18 protein-coding genes are annotated in these 22,519 nt (G+C 55.2%); 3 read left to right on the top strand and 15 right to left on the bottom strand.

Going from position 1 to position 22,519, the window contains the following annotated elements; genetic code table 11:
- Positions 1-210: 210 nt before the first annotated feature.
- The 3 genes from ABD851_RS03550 to ABD851_RS03535 all read right to left on the bottom strand — a co-directional run bounded on the left by ABD851_RS03550 (position 211) and on the right by ABD851_RS03535 (position 6,053).
- On the bottom strand, positions 211-1,380 hold the full coding sequence (locus ABD851_RS03550; protein ID WP_344975437.1) for an RsmB/NOP family class I SAM-dependent RNA methyltransferase: 1,170 nt from the start codon (positions 1,378-1,380) through the stop codon (positions 211-213).
- A gap of 9 nt (positions 1,381-1,389) precedes the next feature.
- Entirely contained in the window at positions 1,390-3,066 is a 1,677-nt protein-coding gene (odhB, locus tag ABD851_RS03545) for a 2-oxoglutarate dehydrogenase complex dihydrolipoyllysine-residue succinyltransferase (protein ID WP_425549944.1), read from the bottom strand.
- Positions 3,067-3,284: 218 nt separating this feature from the next.
- A complete protein-coding gene (locus ABD851_RS03535; RefSeq protein WP_344975434.1) occupies positions 3,285-6,053 on the bottom strand; it encodes a 2-oxoglutarate dehydrogenase E1 component in 2,769 nt (922 codons plus the stop codon).
- 326 nt (positions 6,054-6,379) lie between these two features.
- Between ABD851_RS03535 and rpsT the strand changes: the two genes are divergently transcribed.
- Complete coding sequence (rpsT, locus tag ABD851_RS03530; RefSeq protein ID WP_344975430.1) at positions 6,380-6,649, top strand: 30S ribosomal protein S20; 270 nt, start codon at positions 6,380-6,382, stop codon at positions 6,647-6,649.
- 127 nt (positions 6,650-6,776) lie between these two features.
- Here the strand turns inward: rpsT and ABD851_RS03525 are convergent, their stop codons facing one another.
- The 4 genes from ABD851_RS03525 to ABD851_RS03510 all read right to left on the bottom strand — a co-directional run bounded on the left by ABD851_RS03525 (position 6,777) and on the right by ABD851_RS03510 (position 9,915).
- Positions 6,777-7,385, bottom strand: coding sequence for a fumarylacetoacetate hydrolase family protein (locus ABD851_RS03525; protein ID WP_344975427.1), 609 nt, complete (start codon positions 7,383-7,385; stop codon positions 6,777-6,779).
- A 122-nt stretch (positions 7,386-7,507) separates the two neighbouring features.
- Positions 7,508-8,140: an aminoacyl-tRNA hydrolase gene (gene pth / locus ABD851_RS03520; protein WP_344975424.1), complete on the bottom strand. Its 633-nt coding sequence runs from the start codon at positions 8,138-8,140 to the stop codon at positions 7,508-7,510.
- A 124-nt stretch (positions 8,141-8,264) separates the two neighbouring features.
- The gene (locus ABD851_RS03515) at positions 8,265-8,840 is read right to left on the bottom strand and encodes a 50S ribosomal protein L25/general stress protein Ctc (RefSeq protein WP_344975421.1); all 576 of its coding nucleotides are present in this window, start codon (positions 8,838-8,840) and stop codon (positions 8,265-8,267) included.
- Positions 8,841-8,964: 124 nt separating this feature from the next.
- Positions 8,965-9,915: a ribose-phosphate pyrophosphokinase gene (locus ABD851_RS03510; RefSeq protein WP_344975418.1), complete on the bottom strand. Its 951-nt coding sequence runs from the start codon at positions 9,913-9,915 to the stop codon at positions 8,965-8,967.
- 73 nt (positions 9,916-9,988) lie between these two features.
- On the opposite strand from ABD851_RS03510, the gene mqnB reads away from it, so the two are divergent.
- Positions 9,989-10,657 carry a futalosine hydrolase gene (gene mqnB, locus ABD851_RS03505; protein WP_344975414.1) on the top strand — a complete coding sequence of 223 codons (669 nt, stop codon included), beginning with the start codon at positions 9,989-9,991 and terminating at the stop codon, positions 10,655-10,657.
- An 11-nt stretch (positions 10,658-10,668) separates the two neighbouring features.
- Complete coding sequence (locus ABD851_RS03500) at positions 10,669-11,508, top strand: 1,4-dihydroxy-6-naphtoate synthase (protein WP_344975409.1); 840 nt, start codon at positions 10,669-10,671, stop codon at positions 11,506-11,508.
- Positions 11,509-11,547: 39 nt separating this feature from the next.
- On the opposite strand, the gene ABD851_RS03495 is transcribed toward ABD851_RS03500, so the two are convergent.
- The 8 genes from ABD851_RS03495 to coaBC form a co-directional block, all read right to left on the bottom strand.
- Positions 11,548-12,672, bottom strand: coding sequence for an efflux RND transporter periplasmic adaptor subunit (locus tag ABD851_RS03495; protein ID WP_344975405.1), 1,125 nt, complete (start codon positions 12,670-12,672; stop codon positions 11,548-11,550).
- 33 nt (positions 12,673-12,705) lie between these two features.
- The gene (locus ABD851_RS03490; protein WP_344975402.1) at positions 12,706-15,984 is read right to left on the bottom strand and encodes an efflux RND transporter permease subunit; all 3,279 of its coding nucleotides are present in this window, start codon (positions 15,982-15,984) and stop codon (positions 12,706-12,708) included.
- Between the two features lie 72 nt (positions 15,985-16,056).
- Positions 16,057-17,448 carry a TolC family protein gene (locus tag ABD851_RS03485; protein ID WP_344975399.1) on the bottom strand — a complete coding sequence of 464 codons (1,392 nt, stop codon included), beginning with the start codon at positions 17,446-17,448 and terminating at the stop codon, positions 16,057-16,059.
- Between the two features lie 95 nt (positions 17,449-17,543).
- Positions 17,544-18,809, bottom strand: a complete 1,266-nt coding sequence (locus tag ABD851_RS03480) for a sensor histidine kinase (protein ID WP_344975396.1) — start codon at positions 18,807-18,809, stop codon at positions 17,544-17,546.
- Positions 18,806-19,489 carry a response regulator transcription factor gene (locus tag ABD851_RS03475; protein ID WP_344975393.1) on the bottom strand — a complete coding sequence of 228 codons (684 nt, stop codon included), beginning with the start codon at positions 19,487-19,489 and terminating at the stop codon, positions 18,806-18,808. Before ABD851_RS03475 ends, ABD851_RS03480 begins: the two co-directional genes overlap by 4 nt.
- An 82-nt stretch (positions 19,490-19,571) precedes the next feature.
- A complete protein-coding gene (locus tag ABD851_RS03470) occupies positions 19,572-20,165 on the bottom strand; it encodes a DUF4296 domain-containing protein (RefSeq protein ID WP_344975390.1) in 594 nt (197 codons plus the stop codon).
- Between the two features lie 41 nt (positions 20,166-20,206).
- Positions 20,207-21,205: a type IX secretion system protein PorD gene (porD, locus tag ABD851_RS03465; RefSeq protein ID WP_344975387.1), complete on the bottom strand. Its 999-nt coding sequence runs from the start codon at positions 21,203-21,205 to the stop codon at positions 20,207-20,209.
- 9 nt (positions 21,206-21,214) lie between these two features.
- Positions 21,215-22,417, bottom strand: coding sequence for a bifunctional phosphopantothenoylcysteine decarboxylase/phosphopantothenate--cysteine ligase CoaBC (gene coaBC, locus ABD851_RS03460; protein ID WP_344975384.1), 1,203 nt, complete (start codon positions 22,415-22,417; stop codon positions 21,215-21,217).
- Between the last annotated feature and the right edge of the window lie 102 nt (positions 22,418-22,519).

Below are 22,519 nucleotides of genomic sequence, written 5' to 3'. Positions count from 1 at the left end.
AAAGGCGAAAGGTAAAGGGCATTTTAAGTTTAAGGCCTAAGGTTTCATTTCAGGCAGATTAACTTTAGACGAGGAAGTCTAAGGTTCAAGGTCTAAAGTCTAAGGTTTCCTTTTCAGGCAGATTAACTTTAGACGTTAAACTTTAAACCTTAGACTATTAAACCAGAAACCTCAAACTTCAAATCTCAAACCAGAAACCCCTGGCTAACTTCAGGCGGTCAGCGCCGCCACAAACAGGCTGTCCGCCTGCCGCTCGTACCCTTTCAGCATCTCCTGCTTCAGCAGGGTCAGTCCCCGACGCTCACAAAGCCGCTCCACCACCGATTCGTTCTCGCTGCGGAATATCGAGCAGGTAATATACAACAGTCCCGTTCCCGGCTTCAGCACGGCAGCAACGTTTTCGGCTATACGCTGCTGTCGTTCGGAAAAAGCGGTCAGCCGCCCGGGGTCAAAGAAGAAAAGCTGCTCAGGCGTACGGCTCCAGGTGCCGGAGCCGGTACAGGGCACATCCGCCATCACCAGCTGAAAATCCTTGTTACGGCACGCGGCGGGGATTTCCTTTTCCAGATCGGCGGGTATGCTTTCATAATCCCGCAATCCCGCTGAGCGGAACCGTTGCCGGAGGTTTTTTAAAATGGAGGGGCGTATGTCGCTCACGCAGAAGCGCAGCTCCGGGTGCCGGTCGAACAGCAGCAACGACTTCCCCCCGCTGCCCGCACAGCTGTCCCAGACCCATGATCCGGCGGGCAATGCGAAGAGCGGAAAAAAATCCCTGACATGCTGGGAGGTTTCGTCCTGGATTTCATAGCTGCTTTTGTCCGGAAGATACTGTTCTATGCGGGTACCGTTCGGGAAGGCCAGACAGGCATCATCCCGCTGCTCAAAAGCCACACCTTGTTCCTCCAGCCGGCGAACAACAGCCGGCATCCGCTGCGGACGCACACGGATATAAAGGCGGGGCTGCTTCAGGAAAGAACGGGCAAAGGGCAGATGTTCCACGCCGGTGGAAAGCGCCTCCGGCCAGGGGAATACCGCAGACAGGGACACCGGCAGACCGGCTTTTTCCAGGCAGGCCAGCTTTTCATCGAGCGGCGCCGCGATCCGGGCATCCCATTCCGGCTTAAAATAGGCCAGCCCCTCTACAGACGATGTTTCACAAAGGAACAGTCCCGTTAGGATACGATCTTCGGGGGAAGCGTGCGGTAAGGCACGGCCCAGCCGGAAAGCGGCGTATACGAAGGCCGACACTGTTCTGCGGTCCCTGCTGCCCATCTGGGGATGTTTCCGGAAAAAGTCTTTGAGAAAAGCGGCCAGCGGCTGACGCCCTTCGTAACTGTCCAGCACCCTGAGGGCCGATCCCAGATGGCTGTCGTGTTTCATGACGCGGTGTTATACCTGCAACAGGGCTTTGACCGGATCCTGGCCGAACAGCAGCTGCTCCGGATTTTCCAGCAGCTCCTTTACGCGGACCAGGAAGCTTACCGACTCACGGCCGTCTATGACCCGATGATCGTAGCTGAGCGCAAGATACATCATGGGGCGGATCACCACCTGCCCGTTGACCGCCATAGGGCGATCCTGTATCTTGTGCATACCGAGTATGGCCGCCTGGGGGATATTGATGATGGGAGTGCTCATGAGGGAGCCGAATACGCCGCCGTTGGTGATGGTAAAGGTGCCGCCGGTCATTTCTTCCAGCGTCAGCTTATTATCCCGCGCTTTGGCAGCCAGCTCGGCCACCTTTTTTTCGATATCGGCCATGCCCAGGCTTTCCGCATTGCGGATCACCGGCACCACCAGTCCTTTTGGCGTACTAACGGCAATGGATATATCACAATATTCATGATACACCAGCTCATCTCCGTCGATATAAGAATTTACAGCCGGCCATTCCTGGAGGGCATAGCAGCAGGCTTTTGTAAAGAAGGACATAAAGCCGAGCCCTACGCCGTGCTTTTCCTTGAATTTCTCCTTGAACTGCTTCCGCATCTCCATGATCCGGCCCATATCCGCTTCGTTAAAGGTGGTCAGCATGGCGGTGCCATTCTTGGCTTCCACCAGGCGGCGGGAGATGGTTTTCCGGAGATTGCTCATTTTCTTCCGCTGCTCATCGCGGCTGAACAGCGCTTTTTCCGGGCTGGTGCCGGGGTGTTCGAGGGCGGCCATCACATCCTGTCTGAATATCTTTCCCTGTGGTCCGCTGCCTTTTACCCGGGCGGGGTCCAGATGACGCTCGTTCATCATGGCGGCGGCCAGGGGGGTGGCGCGTTGCGGCTCTTTCCCTTTTTCAGCCTGTACGGGTGCGGTTGCCGGAGCCTGCGCCTGACCGGAAGAGGCTGTTTGCCCCGAAGGGGCAGCTGACGCTTGCCCGCCATCCGTTTCCCCGGACGGGGTTTTCCCTGCCGGAGGAGCGGCTGCCGTATGGATACGGGCAATCACCTCTCCTACCTTTATGGTATCGCCGGCCTTTGCCTGCTGCTGCAGGGAGCCGGCCTGTTCGGCATTTAATTCAAAGGTGGCTTTTTCAGATTCCAGTTCGCAGATCACCGCATCCCGCTCCACATAGCTGCCATCGGCCACCAGCCATTGGGCAATGGTTACTTCGCTAATGGACTCGCCCACCGTCGGTACTTTCACTTCAAGCACCTCTCCGCCGGCAGCCGCCGCAGGTTCCTGTGCTGCTGCGGGCTGCGGCTGCGCGGGGGCCGCCGCAGACGCCTTCCCGGCATTTTCCTGAGGAGCAGCCGGCTTTTCCTCCGCTTCGGGACCAGGCGCTCCGGCCGCGGCGGGCGGCGGGGCGGCGTTGCTCTTTTCCCCGGCCGAAGACGCTTTTGCGTCGGTATCTATCGCTGCTACCACATCGCCTACATTTACCGTTTCACCCTCCTGTACCTTTATCTTCAGCACGCCGGCGGCCTCCGCATTCAATTCAAAGGTGGCTTTTTCAGATTCCAGTTCACAGATCACCTCATCCCGCTCCACGTAATCGCCATCCTGCTTTATCCATTTTGCCAGCGTGGCTTCGCTGATCGATTCGCCGATTGTAGGAACTTTGATGTCGAGCATGTTATCAGTTATTGGTCAATTGTCAGTTGATTTGATGATTTACTTCGCGCATTATGATTTCTCAGTGGTCTCAGTGAAAGCTTTGCTTTTGGAAATTTGATGATTTGATAATGAACTAATCAGCACATCACCAAATCCTTTAAATACCTTTCACCCTTTTCCATTCCTTGATGAGATCCCGGCTTTCGCCTTTCACCTTTACCCCCTTCAGGGGGGCTTCAGATCGAAAAGGCGATGTCAATGATCTGCTGCTGCTCATCCTGGTGCAGCTTCGCATAGCCGGTGGCGGTAGCCGCTCCGGGGTTACGGCTGATCACGCCGAAATTAAACTGTTTCATATTCATCTGCAGGTACCAGGCGGCTCCCATATTGAGAGGCTCTTCCTGCACCCAGAACCAGGTAGCCTGCTTATATTGTTCATAAAACGCTTCCAGCTGTTTCACCGGCAGGGGATAAAGCTGCTCGAGCCGGAGTATGGCCACATCTTTCCGCTCATGCTTCATCTGCATCTCGCTCAGATCGAAATAGATCTTCCCGCTGCAAAGCAATACCTTTTTTATCCGTGACGGATCGGCATCGCAATAGTCGTCCGGAAGGATCTCCCGGAATCCGCCTTCGGTAAAGGCATCTGCGGGCGAGTAGCTGCGGAGATGCCGCAGGTTAGCCTTCGGGGAAAAGTTGATCATCGGTTTACGGAAAGGCCAGGCCAGCTGTCGGCGCAATCCGTGGAAGAAGTTGGCCGCGGTGGTAATATTGGTCACTACCATATTATCTTCCGCGCACATCTGCAAAAAGCGTTCGGGACGGGCATTGGAATGATCCGGTCCTCCGCCTTCGTACCCATGCGGCAGGAGCAGCACCAGCCCGTTCATGCTGGTCCATTTCTGTTCGGCACTGCTGATGTACTGGTCGATGACCGTCTGCGCCCCGTTGGCAAAATCGCCGTACTGCGCCTCCCAGATGGTGAGCGTATTGGGGTTGGCCAGGGCATATCCGTATTCGAACCCCAGCACGGCAAACTCGCTGAGCAGCGAGTTATAGATCCGGAACCGGCCCTGCTTGTCTGCAAGGTCGCTCAGCCGGTTGTATTCTTCGTCGGTGGTTTCGTCGCGCAGCACGGCATGACGATGGGAAAACGTGCCCCGCTTTACATCTTCTCCGCTCATGCGCACGTCCTTTCCCGCCAGCAGAATGCTGCCATAGGCGGCCAGCTCGGCGGTAGCCCAGTCCAGCATGCCCTCTTCCGCATATATCTTCTTCTTGTCGTTCAGCAGCTTGGCCACCTTACGTAAAGCCTTGAAATTATCGGGGAAGCTGTACAGCCGGTTTACAATATGGTCCAGCTGCTCCCGGCTGATGGCGGTGGAGGGCGAATGGTCGAAATCCTCGGGCCGGGGTTTGCGCAGCGCCTGCCACCACAGCTCGGGTTTCTGGTAGGAATACGGCAGGGGACGTTGCTTTATCTCATCCAGGCGTTCCTGCAGCGTCTGCCAGAAATGCTTTTCCATTTCCTTGGCCAGCTCGGCATGCACGGCGCCGCTGCTGATCAGCTTCTGGGAATAGATCTCCCGCGGGTCCGGGTGTTTGTCGATGACGGCATACAGCTTGGGCTGGGTGTACTTGGGTTCGTCGCCCTCGTTGTGACCATGCTTCCGGTAACAGACCATATCGATAAAGATATCGCTGTTAAATTCCTGCCGGTAACGGGCAGCGATCTCGCTGACCTTTACCACGGCTTCCACATCGTCCCCGTTGACATGAAAAACGGGAGCCTCTACCATGGCTGCGAGACTGGTGCAGTAGTCGGCAGAACGTGCATCGTCAAAGTCGGTAGTAAACCCGATCTGGTTATTGATCACAAAATGTATGGTGCCGCCGGTATAGTATCCCTTCAGGTTGCTCATCTGGAGCACTTCGTACACCACGCCCTGGCCGGCGATGGCCGCATCTCCGTGGATCAGCAGGGGCAATATCCTGTCATAATCGCTGCCGTAGATCACGTCGGCCTTGCTGCGTGCAAAGCCCACCACCACGGGGTCCACCACTTCGAGATGGGAAGGGTTCGGAGCTACCTGCAGGTTCACCTTCTTCCCGGAAGCCGTGGTGACATCGGCACGAAAACCCAGATGGTATTTTACATCGCCGCTGCCCATGGTCATATCCGCAGGCATATTGCCTTCAAATTCGGAAAATATCTGATCGTAGGTTTTGTGCAAAATATTGGCCAGCACATTGAGGCGGCCGCGATGGGCCATACCGAAAACCACCTCTTCGACCCCCAGGTCGGCGATGGTAGTGATGATGGCATCCAGCGCGGGGATCATGCTCTCCCCTCCTTCCAGACCAAAACGTTTCTGACCGATAAATTTTGTGTTCAGAAACTTTTCGAACATCACCCCTTCATTCAGCTTCAGCAGGATCTGTTTCTTTTTCTCGATGGGCAGGGGCGCTAAAAATTTCTCCTCGATCTCATGCTGCAGCCATTTGATCTTTTCCGAATCGTTGATGTACATGTACTCCGCACCCACCGAGCCGGCATAGCACTTTTTCAGGAAATCCAGGATATTCCGGAGGGTGGTCTTGCCCAGTCCAACAAGGTGACCCGCGAGAAATTCCCGGTCCAGGTCGCTTTCCTTGAGCCCGAAACATTTCAGCTCCAGGTTGGCGCGCCGGTCTTTTCGCTCCCGGATGGGGTTGGTGATGGCAATCAGGTGCCCCTTTTTGCGGTAGGCCCGGATGAGCTGGTATACCGCAAGCTCCCTGGCCAGGGCTTCGCCGACAGGCGAAACTTCGCGTTCTGCAGGAGCCGCTCCTTCCTGCGGAGCGGCAGGTGCGGGCTTCCCGTTCTGGGTGGCCAGCGCAAAATCAAATCCTTCGAAAAATTTCACCCATTCCGGGTCTACTGATGCGGGGTCCTTGCGAAAGTCCTGGTAGAGTGTTTCTATATAAGCGGGATGCGAATGGGTGACAAATGAAAAATCCTTCATTTCCAATTAGTTTTGCGTCCTGATCACCGGTCTTTGGCTATGCGGGTACCTGAAAACATGCTGACAAAATGAACCCGGCCCGGAGGCCAGGCAGCTTTTTACGTCCTCAAAAAGACAAAAATTGTACCTGTGAAAATTACAATGCAAATATCGTTTGTTTTAGGGGAAACACGCAAGACAAATTTCGTTATTTCGAAAGGAACAGAGGGAGTTTCCGGGCATCCTGCCCATTTTCCACCTGTCCCTCATCCGGGTTCCGGTCTTTTCTTTTTTGTTTTAAATCTTATAATTTTTCCCTACCTTTGCCCTCCAATTAAAAATCTTTTATGGCAAACCATAAAGCAACTTTAAAGGATGTCCGTCAGAGCGCACGCCGCAATGAGCGTAACCGCTATTACGGGAAAACCACCCGTAACGCCATCCGCGACCTCAAGCAGCTTACTGAAGCCCAGGCAGCCGGCGAACAGCTTCCGAAAGTATTTTCCATGATCGATAAGCTGGCCAAGCGGAACATTATTCATAAAAATAAGGCCGCCAACCTGAAAAGCAAGCTTGCCAAGCAGGTAACGGGGCTGTCTGCCGCCAAGCAGGCCTGAGCCACCCGTCTTTATACCATATTATCCCGGATCCGCAAAGATCCGGGATTTTTTTATGCTGCTCCGGCGCGTAACGGATAATTCCTGCCGCATGGGGAAGACTGCCGCATAACGATACCGCTTCCCGTTACGACACCTCAAAATCGAGGAGGCACTCGCTGCCCAGGAAGGCCTGAAAATGGTCTCCGATCTGCACCCGCCCTACCCCTGCCGGTGTGCCGGTGAAGATCAGGTCCCCGATATGGATCGAAAAGTAATTGGTGATTTCCGCGATGATCCGGTCAAAGGAGAACAGCATATTCCCCGTATTGCCCTGCTGCACGCTCGCCCCGTTCTTAAGGAGGGAAAAGTCCAGGTTTTGCAGGCTCAGCCCGTCGATGGGCAGCATCTTTCCTACCGGGGCCGAATGATCAAAGGCCTTGGAGATCTCCCAGGGAAGCCCTTTCTCTTTCAGCTGCGCCTGCAGATCGCGGGCGGTAAAATCTATACCCAGGCTGAGCTGGTCGTAATAGCGGCTGGCAAACCGCTCCTGGATACGCCGGCCGTTCTTGGAAACGCGCAGCACTACCTCACATTCGTATTGCAGGTCTACGGTAAAGTCCGGATAAAAAAACGGATGGTTGTTTAAAAGCAGGGCAGACTTGGGTTTCATAAAGATGACCGGCTTACGGGGAACTTCGTTTTTCAGCTCTTTGGCATGCTCCGCGTAATTCCGGCCAATACAAAAGATCTTCATAACAACGAATTTAAGGTTAAGGGTTAAAGAATATAAGGTTTTATAGGTGAATGCCAAGGGTTAATGGTCATATAAACTCAAGGAATACAGAATAGACGCCGGCAGGCTGCTCCGGGAGGAGTTCAGCCGAAGCGCAGCTGGTTGAACTGGTTCATGGCGGCAGGCAGACCCGCGGTGGCAAAGCATTCAATTACTTCAACACATCTTTCTATCTTTTGTTGCACTATCGCCTGCTCCGGCTCCTCCCAGACGCTGAGCACAAAATCCACCTGCCTCCCTTTCGGATAGTTGTTGCCGATGCCGAAGCGCAGCCGGGGGTAACGATCCGTGCCCAGCAGCGCATCAATGCTTTTCAGTCCGTTGTGACCGGCATCGCTGCCCCCGGCACGAAGCCGCAGCACCTCCAGCGGCAGGGCCAGGTCGTCGACGATCACCAGCACATGCGCCGGGGCTATCTTATATTTATCCATCCAGTAGCGGACGGCCTTTCCGCTGAGATTCATATAGGTGGAGGGCTTTATCAGCACAAAAGACCTTCCCTTCCACCGGAATTCGGCTACTTCCGCCAGCCGGCCGGGGGCAAACGCGGCTTCATGTCGCGCAGCGAAGGCATCCGCCACATCAAAGCCGATATTGTGGCGGGTATGACGGTATTCGGGACCGGGATTCCCCAGTCCGACGATCAGGTATTTGCTGTTTGCCCCGCCTCCGCCGTTCCGGTCGCCCGGGGAAGAGGCATAAAGCAGGTTAGGCATGGCCATTTTAATATTCCAAAAATAACGAATGACAACAAAACGGCAATAATATCCGCAGCTGTAAAAATAAAAAGACCCCACTCCACCTCAGGCGGGACGGGGTCTCCTGGTTATTTTCCCGGATTTATTTCTTTTCTGCCGCTTCTTCCTGCTTCAGCGCGCGGGTCATTACCACGGAAGCGATAGGGATACGCGGGGAGTTCAGAATGTCAAAGCCTTCAGCCTTTACATCTTCTACCCGGATGTTCTTGTTCAGCTCCAGGTTTTCGATATCCAGCTCGACATGCTCACGCAGGTCTTTGGGCAGCGCCTTCACCTTCAGCGACTTCATCTTGGTAACCAGCTTACCCCCGGCTTTTACACCGGCGGGCTGACCGACAAACTTGATGGGGAGGGTAACGGTGACTTTCTTGCCTTCTACCAGCTCCAGAAAATCCACATGGATCAGCTGATCCGTTACCGGGTCAAACTGCAGGTCCTTCATGACACAGCGGTAAGCCTTGTCCCCTGCTTTTATTTCCACCAGCTGGAATTCGGGCGTATATACCAGGTGCTGGAACTCCGTAGCGGGTGCGGAAAAATTTACAATTTCGGGACCCCCGTAAATAACGCAAGGCACTTGTTGCTCAGAACGGAGACGGCGGGTCGCTTTTTTGCCTACTTCGCTCCTGAGTTGTCCTTCAATGGTTATTGTCTTCATTTTTATATAATGGTTTAAAATTACGCCATAGTTACTTTATCGCCGCCGGCTGTTCCCTGCGTTCCAACGCCCGCCGCTTTAGTCCCTTTCAGCTACCCGCGACCGCTCCGGCAGAAGAAGCTTTTTACCGCTCTCTGCGCTGGCTGTGAATAAACAGGCTGGTAATGGAACGGTTTTCGTGCGCATTGCGGATGGCGATAGCAAAAAGATCTGCTGTGCTCACCACCTTTATTTTGCTGCATTCCTGCTTCATCGGGATCGTATCGCAAACCACCAGCTCTTCGAGGACCGAATTCCGGATATTTTCATAAGCGTTGCCGCTCAGTACCGGATGGGTGCAAAAGGCGCGTACCGAACGCGCCCCCCGCTCTTTCAGCAAGGCGGCGGACTTGGTCAGCGTTCCCGCGGTATCCACGATATCGTCGATCAGCACTACGTCCCTGTCGTTCACATCCCCGATCACCGTCATGGAAGCGATCTCGTTGGCCCGTTTGCGGTGCTTGTCGCAGATCACCATTTCGGCGTTGAAATAGGCCGCAACCTCCCTTACCCGGTTGGTGCTGCCCACGTCGGGGGACGCAAAGGTAAGATTTTCCAGGTTAAGTCGCTGCATATAGGGAATAAATACTGCCGAACTGTCCAGATGGTCCACGGGAATATCAAAAAATCCCTGTATCTGGGGCGCGTGGAGGTCCATGGTGATCACCCGGTCCGCACCGGCGGCGGCCAGCATATTGGCGACCAGCTTGGATCCGATCGCCACGCGGGGCTTGTCTTTGCGATCCTGGCGGGCGTACCCGAAATAAGGAATTACCGCAGTGATGTATCCGGCAGAAGCCCGCTTGGCGGCATCGATCATCAGCAGCAGCTCCATCAGGTTGTCCGTAGGGGCGAAGGTGCCCTGTACCAGGAACACATAGTCCCCCCGGATGCTCTCCAGGAATACCGGCTGGAACTCCCCGTCACTGAATTTCTGAATATGGCTTTTTCCGAGAGCGGTGCCATAACGGCTGGCGATTTTATCCGCGAGGTAAAGAGAACCGGTACCGGAGAAGATTTTAACTGCTGGCTGCATGGGCATGCGTGTAAGAGGGCAAATTTAGCAATTACCCGTAAAAGTCCGCAGAGAAATTGCTTTATTTTGCAGTATGAATCTCCTGATCGTCGCGGCCACGCCGGCCGAAATCCAGCCCCTGTCTGCCTATCTGCAGCAACACTGGGACAGGGAAAGCCATGGCTATAAAAAGGCCGGGAAACATATCCGGCTCTGCATTACAGGCGCCGGTATGCTGTCAACAGCTTATCATCTTACCCGCGTCATCCGGGAAGAGCGTTTCAGCCTGGCCATACAGGCCGGCATTGCGGGCAGCTTTGTTCCGGAACTGCCGGTGGGCGCCGTAGCCGCGGTAAGCCGGGACACGCCGGCCGATCTGGGGGCAGACACGGGGAGCGGCTTCCTCCATCTTACAGCAATGCCGTTTTTTGAAGAACAGGACATCTTCGACCGCTGCTGGCTGCCCTGTCCGCTGGAGCAGCTGCCCTTTTCCACGGCGTTGCCCCGGATCAGCGCCGTCACGGTCAATACGGTGAGCGGCAGCGCTCCCGCCATCGCCGCCCTGCGTGAGCGGTACAGCCCGGATATCGAAAGCATGGAAGGCGCCGCCTTTCATTATGTATGCCTGCGGGAAAAGATCCCCTTCCTGCAACTGCGCAGCATATCCAATGCGGTAACGGTGCGCGACAGCAGCCGCTGGAACATCCCCCTTGCCATAACCGAACTGAACCGTTACCTGAACGGTTTGTTAGAAGAACTGTAATGAACGAGCCTATGGAAAAGACCCTCACGCTGGGCTTCTCGCCCTGCCCCAACGACACCTTTATCTTTGACGCCCTTATCCATGGTAAGATAGATACCGAAGGCCTGCGTTTTGAGGCCGTGCTCGAGGATGTAGAGACCCTGAACGAATGGGCCTTCCGGGATAAGCTGGATATCACCAAGCTGAGCTTCCGCGCCCTGCTGGACGTGCTCCCGGGTTACCGCGTGCTGAATGCCGGCAGCGCGCTGGGCAACGGCTGCGGCCCCCTGCTGATCGGCCGGCCGGACAGCCCCTCGGATCCCGCGCAGATCGCTTCCGCCGTCATCGCCATTCCCGGCATCAATACCACGGCCAACATGTTGCTCAGCTTTGCTTTCCCCGAAGCCGGGAACCGCGTTCCCATGCTGTTCTCGGAGATCGAGCAGGCCGTGCTGGAGAGGAAGGCCGACCTGGGGCTGATCATTCACGAGAGCCGCTTTACCTACCGGCAGAAGGGGCTGGTAAAAATCATGGATCTCGGCGAATACTGGGAAAAGCAAACCGGCTGCCCTATCCCGCTGGGGGGGATCGCCATCCGGCGGGATCTCCCCCATACCCTGCAGCAGCAGGTGGACCGGCTGATCCGGCAGAGCGTGGAATATGCTTTCCGCCGTTATCCCGAGCTGGCGCCTTTTGTACGGGAAAATGCGCAGGAGATGGAAGAAGATGTGATGCGGCAGCATATCGACCTGTACGTGAACGACTATACGCTCGACCTGGGCGAGAAAGGACGCCGGGCCATATATGCCATGAACGCTCACTTGCCAGGCCAGGCCGCCCGCAGGCTGCAGGAAGCCAATCTGTTTGTATAGCCATCCCCGCTGCCGCTCCGCGGCAGCGGGCTGTAACCCTTAATCGGTTCTTACCCCGACCATCTCCGATCCGTTCCTCGTCTCTTCATTGGCTGTTGTAAGCAGCACGTCGCCTTCCGACAGGGCGCCGTATATTTCGGTGCTGTCCCCGGCGCGGTGCCCCGTTTCCACAGGCACCCAGCTGGCCTTGCCTCCTGCTATCTTTATCACAAAGACACCTTCTGTGGAATTCAGCACGGCAGAAGAAGGTATCACAAAAGTACCGGTATCTCCTTTGACAGGAAGCGTAACTTCGGCTACCATACCCGGCAGCAGCTTGCGATCTGCATTATCTACATCCATCTCTATCCGCTGGGAGCGCAGCCGGGTATCCAGCGCACCGGCAAGCCGGGTAATGCGGGCGCCAAAGGTCCGGCCGGCAAGCGCCCCTACTGTAAAACGTACTTCCCTTTGCCGCTTCAGATAATCCGTATAAGCTTCCGGCACGCTGACCACAAGACGCAGGTGACGCTGTTCCTGAAGGGTGAAGACCGGCTGCTCCGATCCCTTTCCCGCAGGCCCTACATAGGCGCCCGGACTGACATTCCTGGCGCTGATCACACCCGAAAAAGGAGCGTTCATCTCCAGGTAGCCCCGCGTATCGCTGATCTCCCGGTAGGCCGCCCGCGCGGCTTCCAGTTGCGCCAGATCCGATTTCTGCTTGGCGTCGGCAAGATCAAGGTCGTTCTGGGATACGGTACCCGGCGTTTTGCTGGTCTGCAGCAGCCGCTCATAAGTGGCTTTGCTGGCTAAATAGACGGCTTCCTGCGACTTCAGCCGCGAGGCCGCGCCGGCAAGCTGGGAGCTCAGCTCCGGCGCTTCCATCTCAGCCAGCCGCTGTCCCCGATGGACCTCGCTGCCTACATCCACATACAACTTCCTGACGAAGCTGCTCACTTTTGCATACAGGTCTACCTGCTGAAAAGCGATCAGCTCTCCGGGAATTTTCAGCGAAGAGGACAGCTGCCCTTTGCGCAGGACAAAAACTTCCGGCTCCGGCCCCTGGTTCCGTACCGCCGCCGTATCCGCAGCAGGCGCTCCCGTCCCGGAAGCCCCGCAGCCTTGTATCAGGGGAATAGCCGCCGTGAGGAGCACGGCCAGGCCTCGAGTCGATAATTTATGCATCGCATTACATGTTTTTCTGTTCATTGCCTCCGCTTATCCGCCATGTGCCGCGGGAATATAGTGTCGGCTATCCTTATCCTCAGGGTCCAGCGAAACGCTTTCGGTGCCAGTCCTCCCCTGCCCCCAAGCAAATACCAGCGGCAGGATGAACAAGGCTGCCAGCGTCGAAGCGATAAGGCCTCCGATCACGGCCCGCCCGAGGGGAGAGGACTGATCCCCGGCTTCCCCCAACCCGCTGGCCATGGGGATCATGCCTACGATCATGGCCAGCGCCGTCATGAGGATAGGCCGGAGGCGCAGGGCTGCCGCTTCTTTTGCTGCAAGAGCGGCATTCCCGTTGTGCTTCCGTATCTTCTCCGCATTGGTAATGAGCAGTACGGCATTGGAGATGGAAACGCCTACTGACATGATCATTCCCATATAAGACTGCAGATTCAGGGTTGAGCCGCAGGCAAGCAGCAACGACAGGGAACCCAGCAATACGGCTGGTACTGTAGCCAGCACGATAGCCGAGACCTTGAAGGATTGGAAATTGGCGGCCAGCATCAGGAAGATGACCACCACGGCCACGAGCAGGCCTTCCTGAAGACTGCTCAGGGTTTCCGTCAGGGTCTGGCTCAGGCCGATCAGTTCTACATCCAGCCCGCGGGGGAGTTTCCCCAGCGAAGCGATCGCCTTTCTTACATCTGCCGCCGCCGCCCCCAGGTCCTTATCGCTCAGGTTAGCGGTGACCGTGAGCACCGGCATGGCGCCCAGGTTGTCATTCTCACCATAGGTGGTACCGGGCGTGATCGTAGCGACGTCGCCGAGGACAGGGCGGGAAGCATTGGCCTGCAAGGGGACTTCACCGATATCATGGACCGAGGCCATCTTGTTTTCCGGCACTTCCACCTGGACACTGTAACTATATCCGTTCGACGGATCTACCCATATATTCTTTTCCGTCAGGCGGGAAGAGGAGGTGGAGGCGATCAGGGACCGGGAAATATCCCCTACGTTCACCCCAAGCTGCGCGGCACGGGTCCGGTCGATATCAATATTGAGGGCAGGATACCGGGTGGACTGACCCAGCTGCACGTCCCGCAGATAAGGTATCTGCCTGAGCCGGGCGGCCAGGAGATGCGCATATTTCTCATTCAGCTGCTTGTTCCTGCCCGACAAGCGGACCTCAATGGGAGTAGGAGATCCCTGGCTCAATATCTTTTCGGTCAGCTCAATGGGCTCAAAGGAAAGCTTCATCTGGGGATCCATTTTTGCTATGCGGGCCCTTATCGTGTCTTTCAGCGCGTCCAGGTCCGCCTTATATCCTTCCTTCAGCGCCACCTGAAGTACGGCCTCGTGGGGCCCTGCCATCCAGAGAAAGATCGGCGCAGTGGAGAAGAGCTGCGGATGCATGCCCACGAAAGCAGATGTGATAGATACATGCTCCGGCCCGACGATATCTTTTACCGTATGGATAAGTGCAAGCGTCTTCTGCTCTGTACGCTCTATACGCGTACCCTCCGGCAGCCGCAGGCGTACCTGAAACTGGCTGCCGTTGACCTTCGGAAGCACATCCCGGCCGATAAAGGAAAAACAACATATGGCCAGCAAAGAGACCAGTACCAGATAAGCGGCGACGATGGGCTTGCGATAAGGCATCATCCGTTCCACAAAGCGGAGGTAACGTCGGCGCAACCGTTCAAAATAACTTATCCTGCCGTCACGGTTGCTGTCTTCCTGCTCCAGCAATACCGTCTTCTGATCCCAGGTATCCGCTTCCCCGGATGCATCCAGTCCCGCAGCGGCAAAGGTTTCCGCATCCGACAGCTCTCTCCCCCGCCGGTCTTTCCCGTGCTTCACCTTCATGATCCAGTTGGCCATTACCGGCACAAAGGTCTGGGACAGCAGATAGGAAACGATCATACTGAACCCGATCGCCAGCGCCAGGGGCAGGAAAAGCGAGCCGGGTATGCCGCCCATGGTAAATGCCGGGGCAAAAACGGCCAGGATGCAGAAAAGAATAAGCAGGTTTGGAAAGGCGATCTCCCGGCAGGCATCCCATACGGCGAGCGCTTTGGGCTTGCCCATATCCAGGTGCTGATGTATATTTTCTATCGTTACCGTACTTTCGTCAACCAGTATGCCGATCGCCAGGGCCAGCCCGCTGAGGGTCATGATGTTAATGGTCTGCCCGAAAAGGCTCAGAAACAGTACACCCGAGATGATGGAGGTGGGTATCGTCAGGATGACGATCAGCGCGCTGCGCATATCGCCCAGAAAAAGCAGCACCATAAGCCCCGTGAGGACAGCTCCTATCAGGCCTTCGCTCATCAGGCTTTTCACCGAGTTGATCACATAGGTAGACTGATCGAACTCATAGCTCAGCCTGACGTCCGCCGGAAGCTGTTCTTGTATTTTGGGAAGCGCCTTTTTAAGATTTTGCACCACTTCCCAGGTCGAGGCATCGGCACTCTTGGCGACGTCAATATATACCGAACGGCGGCCGTTGATCAGCGCATAGCTTGTTGTGACATCTGCACCGTCCTCGACAGTGGCGACATCCCTGAGATAGAGGTTCTGTACGCCGTCCCGGTAGAGGGGAATGTTTTCAAAATCCTTCAGGTTCCGGATGGTGGTATTGGTAGGGGTAATATAGTTCTTGTCCCCGATGCGCACATTTCCGGAAGGAGAGGTCAGATTATTAAAGCGAAGCGCCTGCACCAGCTGGTCAGGCGTCATATTGTGCGCACGCAGCAGCTCCGGATTCGCTTTGATAACGACCGTACGGACATTCCCTCCGAAAGGCGTCGACCCCACCAATCCCGGAATGGCGGTGAATGCGGAACGGACATACATATTGGCCATATCCAGCAGCTCATTGTTGGAACGCTTGTCGCTGCTGAGCACAAGCTGACCTACAGGAAGCGTGGAGGCGTCGAAACGTATAATAAACGGCGGATTGGAACCCGGAGGAAAAATCGCCTGTATACGATTTGAGAAAGCGCTTACCTCGGCGGCGGCCTGCGCCATATTGGTACCGGGATAGAAATTTATCTTGAGCAGGGAAAGCCCCTGTATATTCTTCGTCTCTATGCTCTTTACGCCATTGACGAACAACAGGATGTTGATATACTGCTTTCCAAAAAACGACTCCATCTGGGTCGCGCTGTATCCACCGAACGGATGAGAGAGGTAGATTACCGGCAGGTCCAGTTTGGGGAAAATATCCACCTTGACGGAAGTCACCGCTTTAATACCGAAAAAGAAAAGGCCGGCTACGATCACCAGCACGGTAATCGGCTTACGGAGGGCAAATCGGATTAAATTCATGTCATGATATTAATGAGCGCATCTACCGGACCATTTTACCGGGCTCCTACAACAAGACAGCTCGCGCCTGTGTCACAATGCCTGTATAAAAATGTTGAAATCCCCCATAGCCGCAGCCTTTAGAAGCAGCGCCTGCCATACATTACTATAGGCGATATCCCGGTCTGTCTCTGCCCGGGTGAGCACATACAGCGCCTGTGTCACATCCACCAGCGTAGTCAGACCGTTCTTATACAATACCGATTTTTGAATGAATGCATCCGAAGCCGCCTTAACCTCAACCGGTACCTCCCGGTACTTGTCCATTGCATTCCGGATCTTTTCGTCAGCCAGCCGGAGCCGTGTCTCCAGTTCCTGTCTGGCCTGCTCATATTCATCCTGCAGACCTTCGCCGATGAAGTCCTGGTACCTTATCTGACGGGAAACCCGGAAAGGCTGGGTCAGGTTCCAGGTCAGGCCGACACCGAACAGATAGTTGGTTCGGGATGGGGATATGGCGTCCCAATAATGATGGGTATAATCCGATAAATCCTGCCCGTATCCTTCTCCGAAACCCGAGCCCCGCGTCTGTATAACGCCCACGAGCGACAATACCGGATATCGCAATGTCTTGTAATACCTGGATTGCACTTTGCTGGCAGCGATACGGGAGCCGTACCACCGCAGAAGGGGATGGTCCTGTAGCTGTGCCGTGTCCCCGGGAATGGATGGAATGTGGGAAATGAACAGGGTGTCGAGCAGGAAAGAACGGAGCTCCGTTCCCATAAGCTGCACCAGCAGCGCACGCTGCTCCTGTTCCACATCCAGCGCTTTGAGCAGGGCTATCCTGGCATTCGATACTTCGGCATTTGCCTGAGAAGAGTCGACCCCGGCAATCAGACCGTTCAGCGCCCGGGTAACCACCACATGACGGAAGGTATCCGCCCGGATAAGGTTCTTTCTGTAGGATTCAGTAAGACGCTGAGCGGCAAGGAGATTCAGATAAGCGGCGGCCACCCTGACTTTCTGCTGGAATATCTCCTGCTGCCAATCATTACGGTCCCTGAGGGCAGCCGCTTTGGCCGAAGCTATCTTTTCCTTTGACCTTCCGAAAGCAAAAAAGTCCCAGTTGATATTGGCCAGATAAAGAGAGCCGAAAGAGGCGGTCCAGCGCTGGCTGGGCAGCGCTGGGCCGGCAGACCCTGCGCTCAGCCCGTTGAAACCATACAGCGGACCATATTGTCCGTTAACCGTACCATAATCCTGCTGGGCCGCTATGTTGAAATTAGGCAGGTAAGAGGTCCTGGCCAGGGATACCGCCTCGCGTGAGGCCTTGGCATAGCTCTCCTTGGCCCTGACTGCACCATAACTTTTCACGCCTATCGCCACCGCCTCCGGGAGGGAGAGCACCTGCTGGGCAGCACAGGAAATACCGCCCGTCAGCAGCAGCATCAGAAAAAAAACAGGCCTTTTCTTGAATGTCATGAAACCGCGCATGTTGATATTTACCGGCACAAATCAACCTGATCTTTTTGAAGGAAATTTGAAGCGGCGGCCATCCCCGGCAATTGCCCGGCAGGCTATCCCGACCGGGGAAATGCAATGGCCACGACATGCTGACCTTCAAGATAGCGGTAGGAGACCGTAAAACCGTTCATATCACAGATCTGCTTTACGATCGCCAGTCCGAGCCCGAGGCTGTCGTTACATTGGTTGCCTTTCTTAAAACGAAGGAATAATTCTTCGGTGGGTATCTCCGGCGGCCGGCCCGTATTCTTAACGACGAGACGTTTCCCGGTCAGGATAACCTCGATCTTCCCGTTTTGAATATTATGCCTTATGGCATTGCCGATAAGGTTATTCATAAGCATGTCTCCCAGGGCGGGATGCAGCCGGACAAGAATATTTTCGTCGATCTTTTTGTGAACAGACAATGATTTAATTTCTATCCGGTCTTCATATACCGACAGTACGTCTTCGACAACCTTGCCAAAGCTCAGATCCTCAAATGCGGTATATTCCTGATTCTCCAGCTTGGTCAGCAATACCAGCGATCTGTTGATCCTCGATAGCTTCTCAACAGCGTCCTGAATATCGGCAATAAACACGGCCTGATTTTCCCGTATATCCGTTTCAGTAAGCAGATCCAACTTGCTTCTTATGACCGCGAGGGGGGTCTGCAGCTCATGCGAAGCATTTTCGCTAAACTCCTTTAATACCGTATAGTCCTCGGTGGCCTTATCCGTCATTTTCTGAAGGAAGCCGTTCAGCTCCCGGAATTCATGCGTAGAGGTATGCGGGAGCCTGATTTTCTGTCTTTTTCTCAGGTTAAAGCCATACATGATCTTCATCGTCTCCCTGAAAGGCGACAATACGTACCGCGACACCAGCTTTGTGGTTATGATGACACCCGCTATGATCAGCAGCACCTTCCAGAACAGCGCGTGCAGCATGCCGCTCAATATCTCCTCCGACCGGATGACGTAGTCGTAGGAGGATATCCGGTAATCAGCCTGGTTGATATGGTAAAAGGAACTGACATTCAGCAGGCATTCGTTCCGTTGAAGGCTATCGTCATAGACGGGGATCCGCGTTATCCGGGGCCCGTCTTCCCATTGATCCGCCTCAATAGGCGTGACCTCCACCGGACGACCCTGAACAAAACGGTCAGGCTCCACGCCTTTCCTGAGCTGACCGGCAATCCTGTCATTTACATGCCTCAGCTGCCGGCTCTGGGCGCGGTCAATATTTCTTTTAATGTTATAATAGGAGATACCCATGCTGATGGGCGTCACCAGCAACACAATACCGATAAACCATAACGTAAATTTATTGGACAGTTTCATGAACGGGACGAATTGAATTTATAGCCCAGGCCGTATATGGTTTCGATATAGTCAGTGCCGTTTACCATGCTGATCTTTTTACGCAGGTTCTTTACATGCTGGTAGACAAAATCAAAGTTGGCCAGATTATCCGTATAGTCGCCCCAGAGATGTGTGGCAATCGCCTGCCTCGACAGTACCCTGTTCTTGTTTACCAGAAAATACAGCAGCAAATCAAATTCCTTTTTGGTCGTATCCAACAGGACGCCGTTCACCCTGGCTTCCAGCATATCCGTATCAAGCGTTATCTCTTTAAACGAAATAATATGGCTCCCTTCCAAGCGTTTTCTCCGGTAAATCGCCCGCAGCCGCGCGTGCAGCTCCGGAAGGTGAAAAGGCTTGGTAATATAGTCATCAGCCCCGCCTTCAAGCCCGTTCACCTTGTCGTCCAGCGCATCCCGGGCGGAAATAATCAGTATGCTGCTCTGTATTTTCTCCTTTTTTATAAGCCGTAGCAGTTCCAGACCATTGCCGTCGGGCAGCATAATATCCAGCAGAATGCAGTCGTATGAAAAAAACAGGAGCTTGTCATAGGCCTCTCCGAAGCTATGGCTCAGTTCGCAGATATAGGATTCCGCAGCAAGAAAATCGTGAATACTGCTGGCCAGCTCCCTATTGTCTTCAATCACCAATACTTTCATACCTAACAAAAATAGGTCTTGAATTTGAACCAAATTTGAAGCAGGGAAATAACGGACGGCTTCTGCAAAAACACCCCTCATGTCACCGGTTGCTGTGCACGACCGGAGGCTCCGCTCCTGCCGGGGACAACCGGAGGGCCATGGAATCCCGGAGCTGGAGCCAAGCCTTGGGCAGGTTATCCACCCGGATCTTCAGAAATCCCGAGGAGTCCAGCAGGGCCGAGGTCTTCAGCCGCGTAGAAAGCCCTGTTCCGCCGGACAATACCGCCGAAGCTGCAGACTGCCTGCGCTGCTGGCTGTCCAGCGCGGCCAGGCGTACCTGGATGGAATCCTGCATAAGCTTGTACAGCTGCTCCATCAGATCGGGCCGCGAGGCGTAAAACTTATAGCTATTCAGGAACCCTTCCTTGTCCGTATGGTGAAGCTGCAGCACCTGCAGGTAATATTCTTTCAGCCGATGCTCCTTGTTGGTGCGCTCCCAGCCGGTATCCGGGCTGGACTCATTGAATCCTTCGGCCATCTGCAGCTCAATAAGTATCTCTCCCATTTTGTCGGGTGGAAAGACGTTCTTGGGAATATCGTCGTCGCCGGAACAACCATTCAGCAAGAGCACGGCTCCGGCGAGGATGGCTGTCATCTCCCGGATCAACCGTCGCTTAACGTTTTGTTTCCGCATGGTCATCTGATGAATCATATTCCCGTTGTCTGCATGCCCGCTCATTTTCCTGCTGTCATGTTCTCATACCTGCCGCTGTTGGAGGGATCCAGCTGCTTCAGGAGGTTGGCCGCCTCCAGCCGCTCCTGCGGGGGAGCTTTTGAAAAAATGCCGGCCAGCTCGGCCGACTTGGCAGTAAAAAACAACGGCATGAGCATGACGTTCGGGTTGTCCGCCCGGATGGCATTCAGCACGGATAAGGTTTTTAACACGGCCTCCCGCCCCTCGCTCATATGATCATACATCACGTCCAGCCCTTTGCGGTGGTATTGATAAAAAACCTCGTGAAACCGGTTCAGCCGGCTGTTCAGCAGGTTATCGACAAGCCAGTAACGGTTACGGTTACCTTCAAATGCCTTCCATCCGTTGATATCCCGGCCCTCCGGCGCATTGCTGACGATCTGCTGGGCCTTCTTGAAAAATGCATCCCCGCCCCGCGGCACAAAAGAGTCTTCGTCGAACCCGACGATCATATAGGCATAATAGGCCAGCACCGCGGTAAGGTTGGCCTGGAGCGGATCGCTGCCGCCCGGCTGGTTGTCATTGAAGTTCAGCGGCTGAAACTCTACATACCGGAACGTCACATTCGGATCTTCGTAATTCAGCAGGTTGGTCTGGTAGGAAGCATTGTATACCGGACGGATGGACTGTACGGTAAGGCTGGCCGCATAGACATTGTCGCCTGCCGCCTTCTGGATGTTGAGCAGGAAGTTGCAGACAATCTTTTCATTGGGGGCGTAGGAGCGGTTGGTCCATTTGCGGGTATTCAAAAAATCGCGGATGGCATTTTGCAGGGTCTTAAAGACTTTCGGATCCGTTCCCCGCACCTTGTCGGCCATCACGGTAACGGTAGCCTGCAATTCCTGGGCGGCCAGGTCCGGAATCGTGCCGCACAAAAGAAGGGCGGCCAGCAGCAGGCGGAGAAGATGCTTCCCGGAGCAGGTCTGCTCCCGCTGGAAGCGGGAGGACAGCCGGGAACATATGGAAATCAGGACAGACATCATGCAAAGTTAACGGGGCTTCAGGGTCAGCAGGGTCGCTACGATATCGCGGGCTACTTCCGTTTTGGGTTTGAGCGGAAAAGGGCGGGCGATCCCGTCCGGCGTATAGATCGTTATCTTATTGGTATCGTATAAAAACCCGGCGCCTTCGTCGCGGAGGGAGTTGAGAACGATCATGTCGAGATGCTTTTCCTTTATCTTGGCAAGGGCATGATCCTGCTCATGGTCGGTTTCCAGCGAAAAGCCGGCCAGCAGCTGGGTTTTCTTTTTTCGTTTTCCCAGCTCCAGCAGGATATCCGGCGTAGGCTCCAGCTGCAGCTGCAGGGAGGCCGTCTGTTTTTTTATCTTCCGGTCTGCGGTCCGGGCCGGCCGGTAGTCGGCCACTGCCGCGGCCAGCACGGCCAGCTGCACTTTTTTAAACAGGTTCAGACAGGCGTTATACATCTCTTCTGCGGTCGTCACGGCGGTAACGCGGATACCCGGGTGGGCAGGCACCGGCTGGCTTACGGGACCGAGGACCAGCTCTACCGCAGCGCCCTGACGGGCCAGCTCTCCGGCTATCGCTATGCCCATCTTACCGCTGGAATGGTTGCCGATAAAACGCACGGGGTCGATGGCTTCGCGGGTAGGTCCGGCGGTGACCAGGGCCGTTTTACCCTGCAGGGGCAGGGAAGGCGGCTGCAGCGCTTCGTCAATACGGGCCAGTATGGCTTCCGGCTCGGCCATGCGGCCGGGCCCACGGAGACCGCTGGCCAGCTCTCCTTCTTCCACCGGAAGCAGGATATGTCCGTAACCGGATAAGATATCCAGGTTCCGGCGGGTAGCCGGATGCTTCCACATGTCCTCATCCATGGCAGGGGCCAGCATGACCGGGCAGGTGGCGGAAAGGTATACGGCCGTCAGCAGATTGTCGCAAAGTCCCCGGGCCATCTTGGCGATCGTATTCACCGAGGCGGGGGCGATCAGCATCAGGTCGGCCCAGCGACCCAGCGCCACATGGTTGTTCCACTGGTCGGCCGTCACCAGCCCCGTCAGTACCGGCCGTTTGGAAAGGGTCCCGAAGGTAAGGGGTGCGACAAAGTCTGCGGCAGCGGGCGTCATCACCACCTGTACCTCCGCCCCCGCTTTTATCAGCTGGCGCAGCAGCACCGCTGCTTTATAGGCGGCAATGCTGCCGGTGATTCCCAGTAAAATCTTTTTTCCCTGTATCATACTGCCGAAAAAAATACAAGCGACAGCCGGGCTGCCGCTTGTAAATTACTATTTTTCCGCTTACCGCCGCAGCCGGAGCCATATGCCGGTAACGGAACGCAT

It is taken from the genome of Compostibacter hankyongensis, assembly GCF_039541075.1.
Classification (GTDB): Bacteria; Bacteroidota; Bacteroidia; order Chitinophagales; family Chitinophagaceae; genus Compostibacter; species Compostibacter hankyongensis.
This window is presented reverse-complemented; position numbering and strand designations above follow the sequence as displayed.

Bases quoted from the DNA above. Each gene is read 5' to 3' on its own strand.
- ABD851_RS03475 (WP_344975393.1), bottom strand. From the start codon at position 19,489: ATGAAAGTATTGGTGATTGAAGACAATAGGGAGCTGGCCAGCAGTATT.
- ABD851_RS03485 (WP_344975399.1), bottom strand. From the start codon at position 17,448: ATGACATTCAAGAAAAGGCCTGTTTTTTTTCTGATGCTGCTGCTGACG.
- ABD851_RS03525 (WP_344975427.1), bottom strand. From the start codon at position 7,385: ATGAAGATCTTTTGTATTGGCCGGAATTACGCGGAGCATGCCAAAGAG.
- coaBC (WP_344975384.1), bottom strand. From the start codon at position 22,417: ATGATACAGGGAAAAAAGATTTTACTGGGAATCACCGGCAGCATTGCC.
- ABD851_RS03470 (WP_344975390.1), bottom strand. From the start codon at position 20,165: ATGCGGAAACAAAACGTTAAGCGACGGTTGATCCGGGAGATGACAGCC.
- rpsT (WP_344975430.1), top strand. From the start codon at position 6,380: ATGGCAAACCATAAAGCAACTTTAAAGGATGTCCGTCAGAGCGCACGC.
- mqnB (WP_344975414.1), top strand. From the start codon at position 9,989: ATGAATCTCCTGATCGTCGCGGCCACGCCGGCCGAAATCCAGCCCCTG.
- ABD851_RS03535 (WP_344975434.1), bottom strand. From the start codon at position 6,053: ATGAAGGATTTTTCATTTGTCACCCATTCGCATCCCGCTTATATAGAA.
- ABD851_RS03500 (WP_344975409.1), top strand. From the start codon at position 10,669: ATGGAAAAGACCCTCACGCTGGGCTTCTCGCCCTGCCCCAACGACACC.
- ABD851_RS03550 (WP_344975437.1), bottom strand. From the start codon at position 1,380: ATGAAACACGACAGCCATCTGGGATCGGCCCTCAGGGTGCTGGACAGT.
- ABD851_RS03480 (WP_344975396.1), bottom strand. From the start codon at position 18,809: ATGAAACTGTCCAATAAATTTACGTTATGGTTTATCGGTATTGTGTTG.
- odhB (WP_425549944.1), bottom strand. From the start codon at position 3,066: ATGCTCGACATCAAAGTTCCTACAATCGGCGAATCGATCAGCGAAGCC.
- ABD851_RS03515 (WP_344975421.1), bottom strand. From the start codon at position 8,840: ATGAAGACAATAACCATTGAAGGACAACTCAGGAGCGAAGTAGGCAAA.
- pth (WP_344975424.1), bottom strand. From the start codon at position 8,140: ATGCCTAACCTGCTTTATGCCTCTTCCCCGGGCGACCGGAACGGCGGA.
- ABD851_RS03510 (WP_344975418.1), bottom strand. From the start codon at position 9,915: ATGCAGCCAGCAGTTAAAATCTTCTCCGGTACCGGTTCTCTTTACCTC.
- ABD851_RS03495 (WP_344975405.1), bottom strand. From the start codon at position 12,672: ATGCATAAATTATCGACTCGAGGCCTGGCCGTGCTCCTCACGGCGGCT.
- porD (WP_344975387.1), bottom strand. From the start codon at position 21,205: ATGTCTGTCCTGATTTCCATATGTTCCCGGCTGTCCTCCCGCTTCCAG.
- ABD851_RS03490 (WP_344975402.1), bottom strand. From the start codon at position 15,984: ATGAATTTAATCCGATTTGCCCTCCGTAAGCCGATTACCGTGCTGGTG.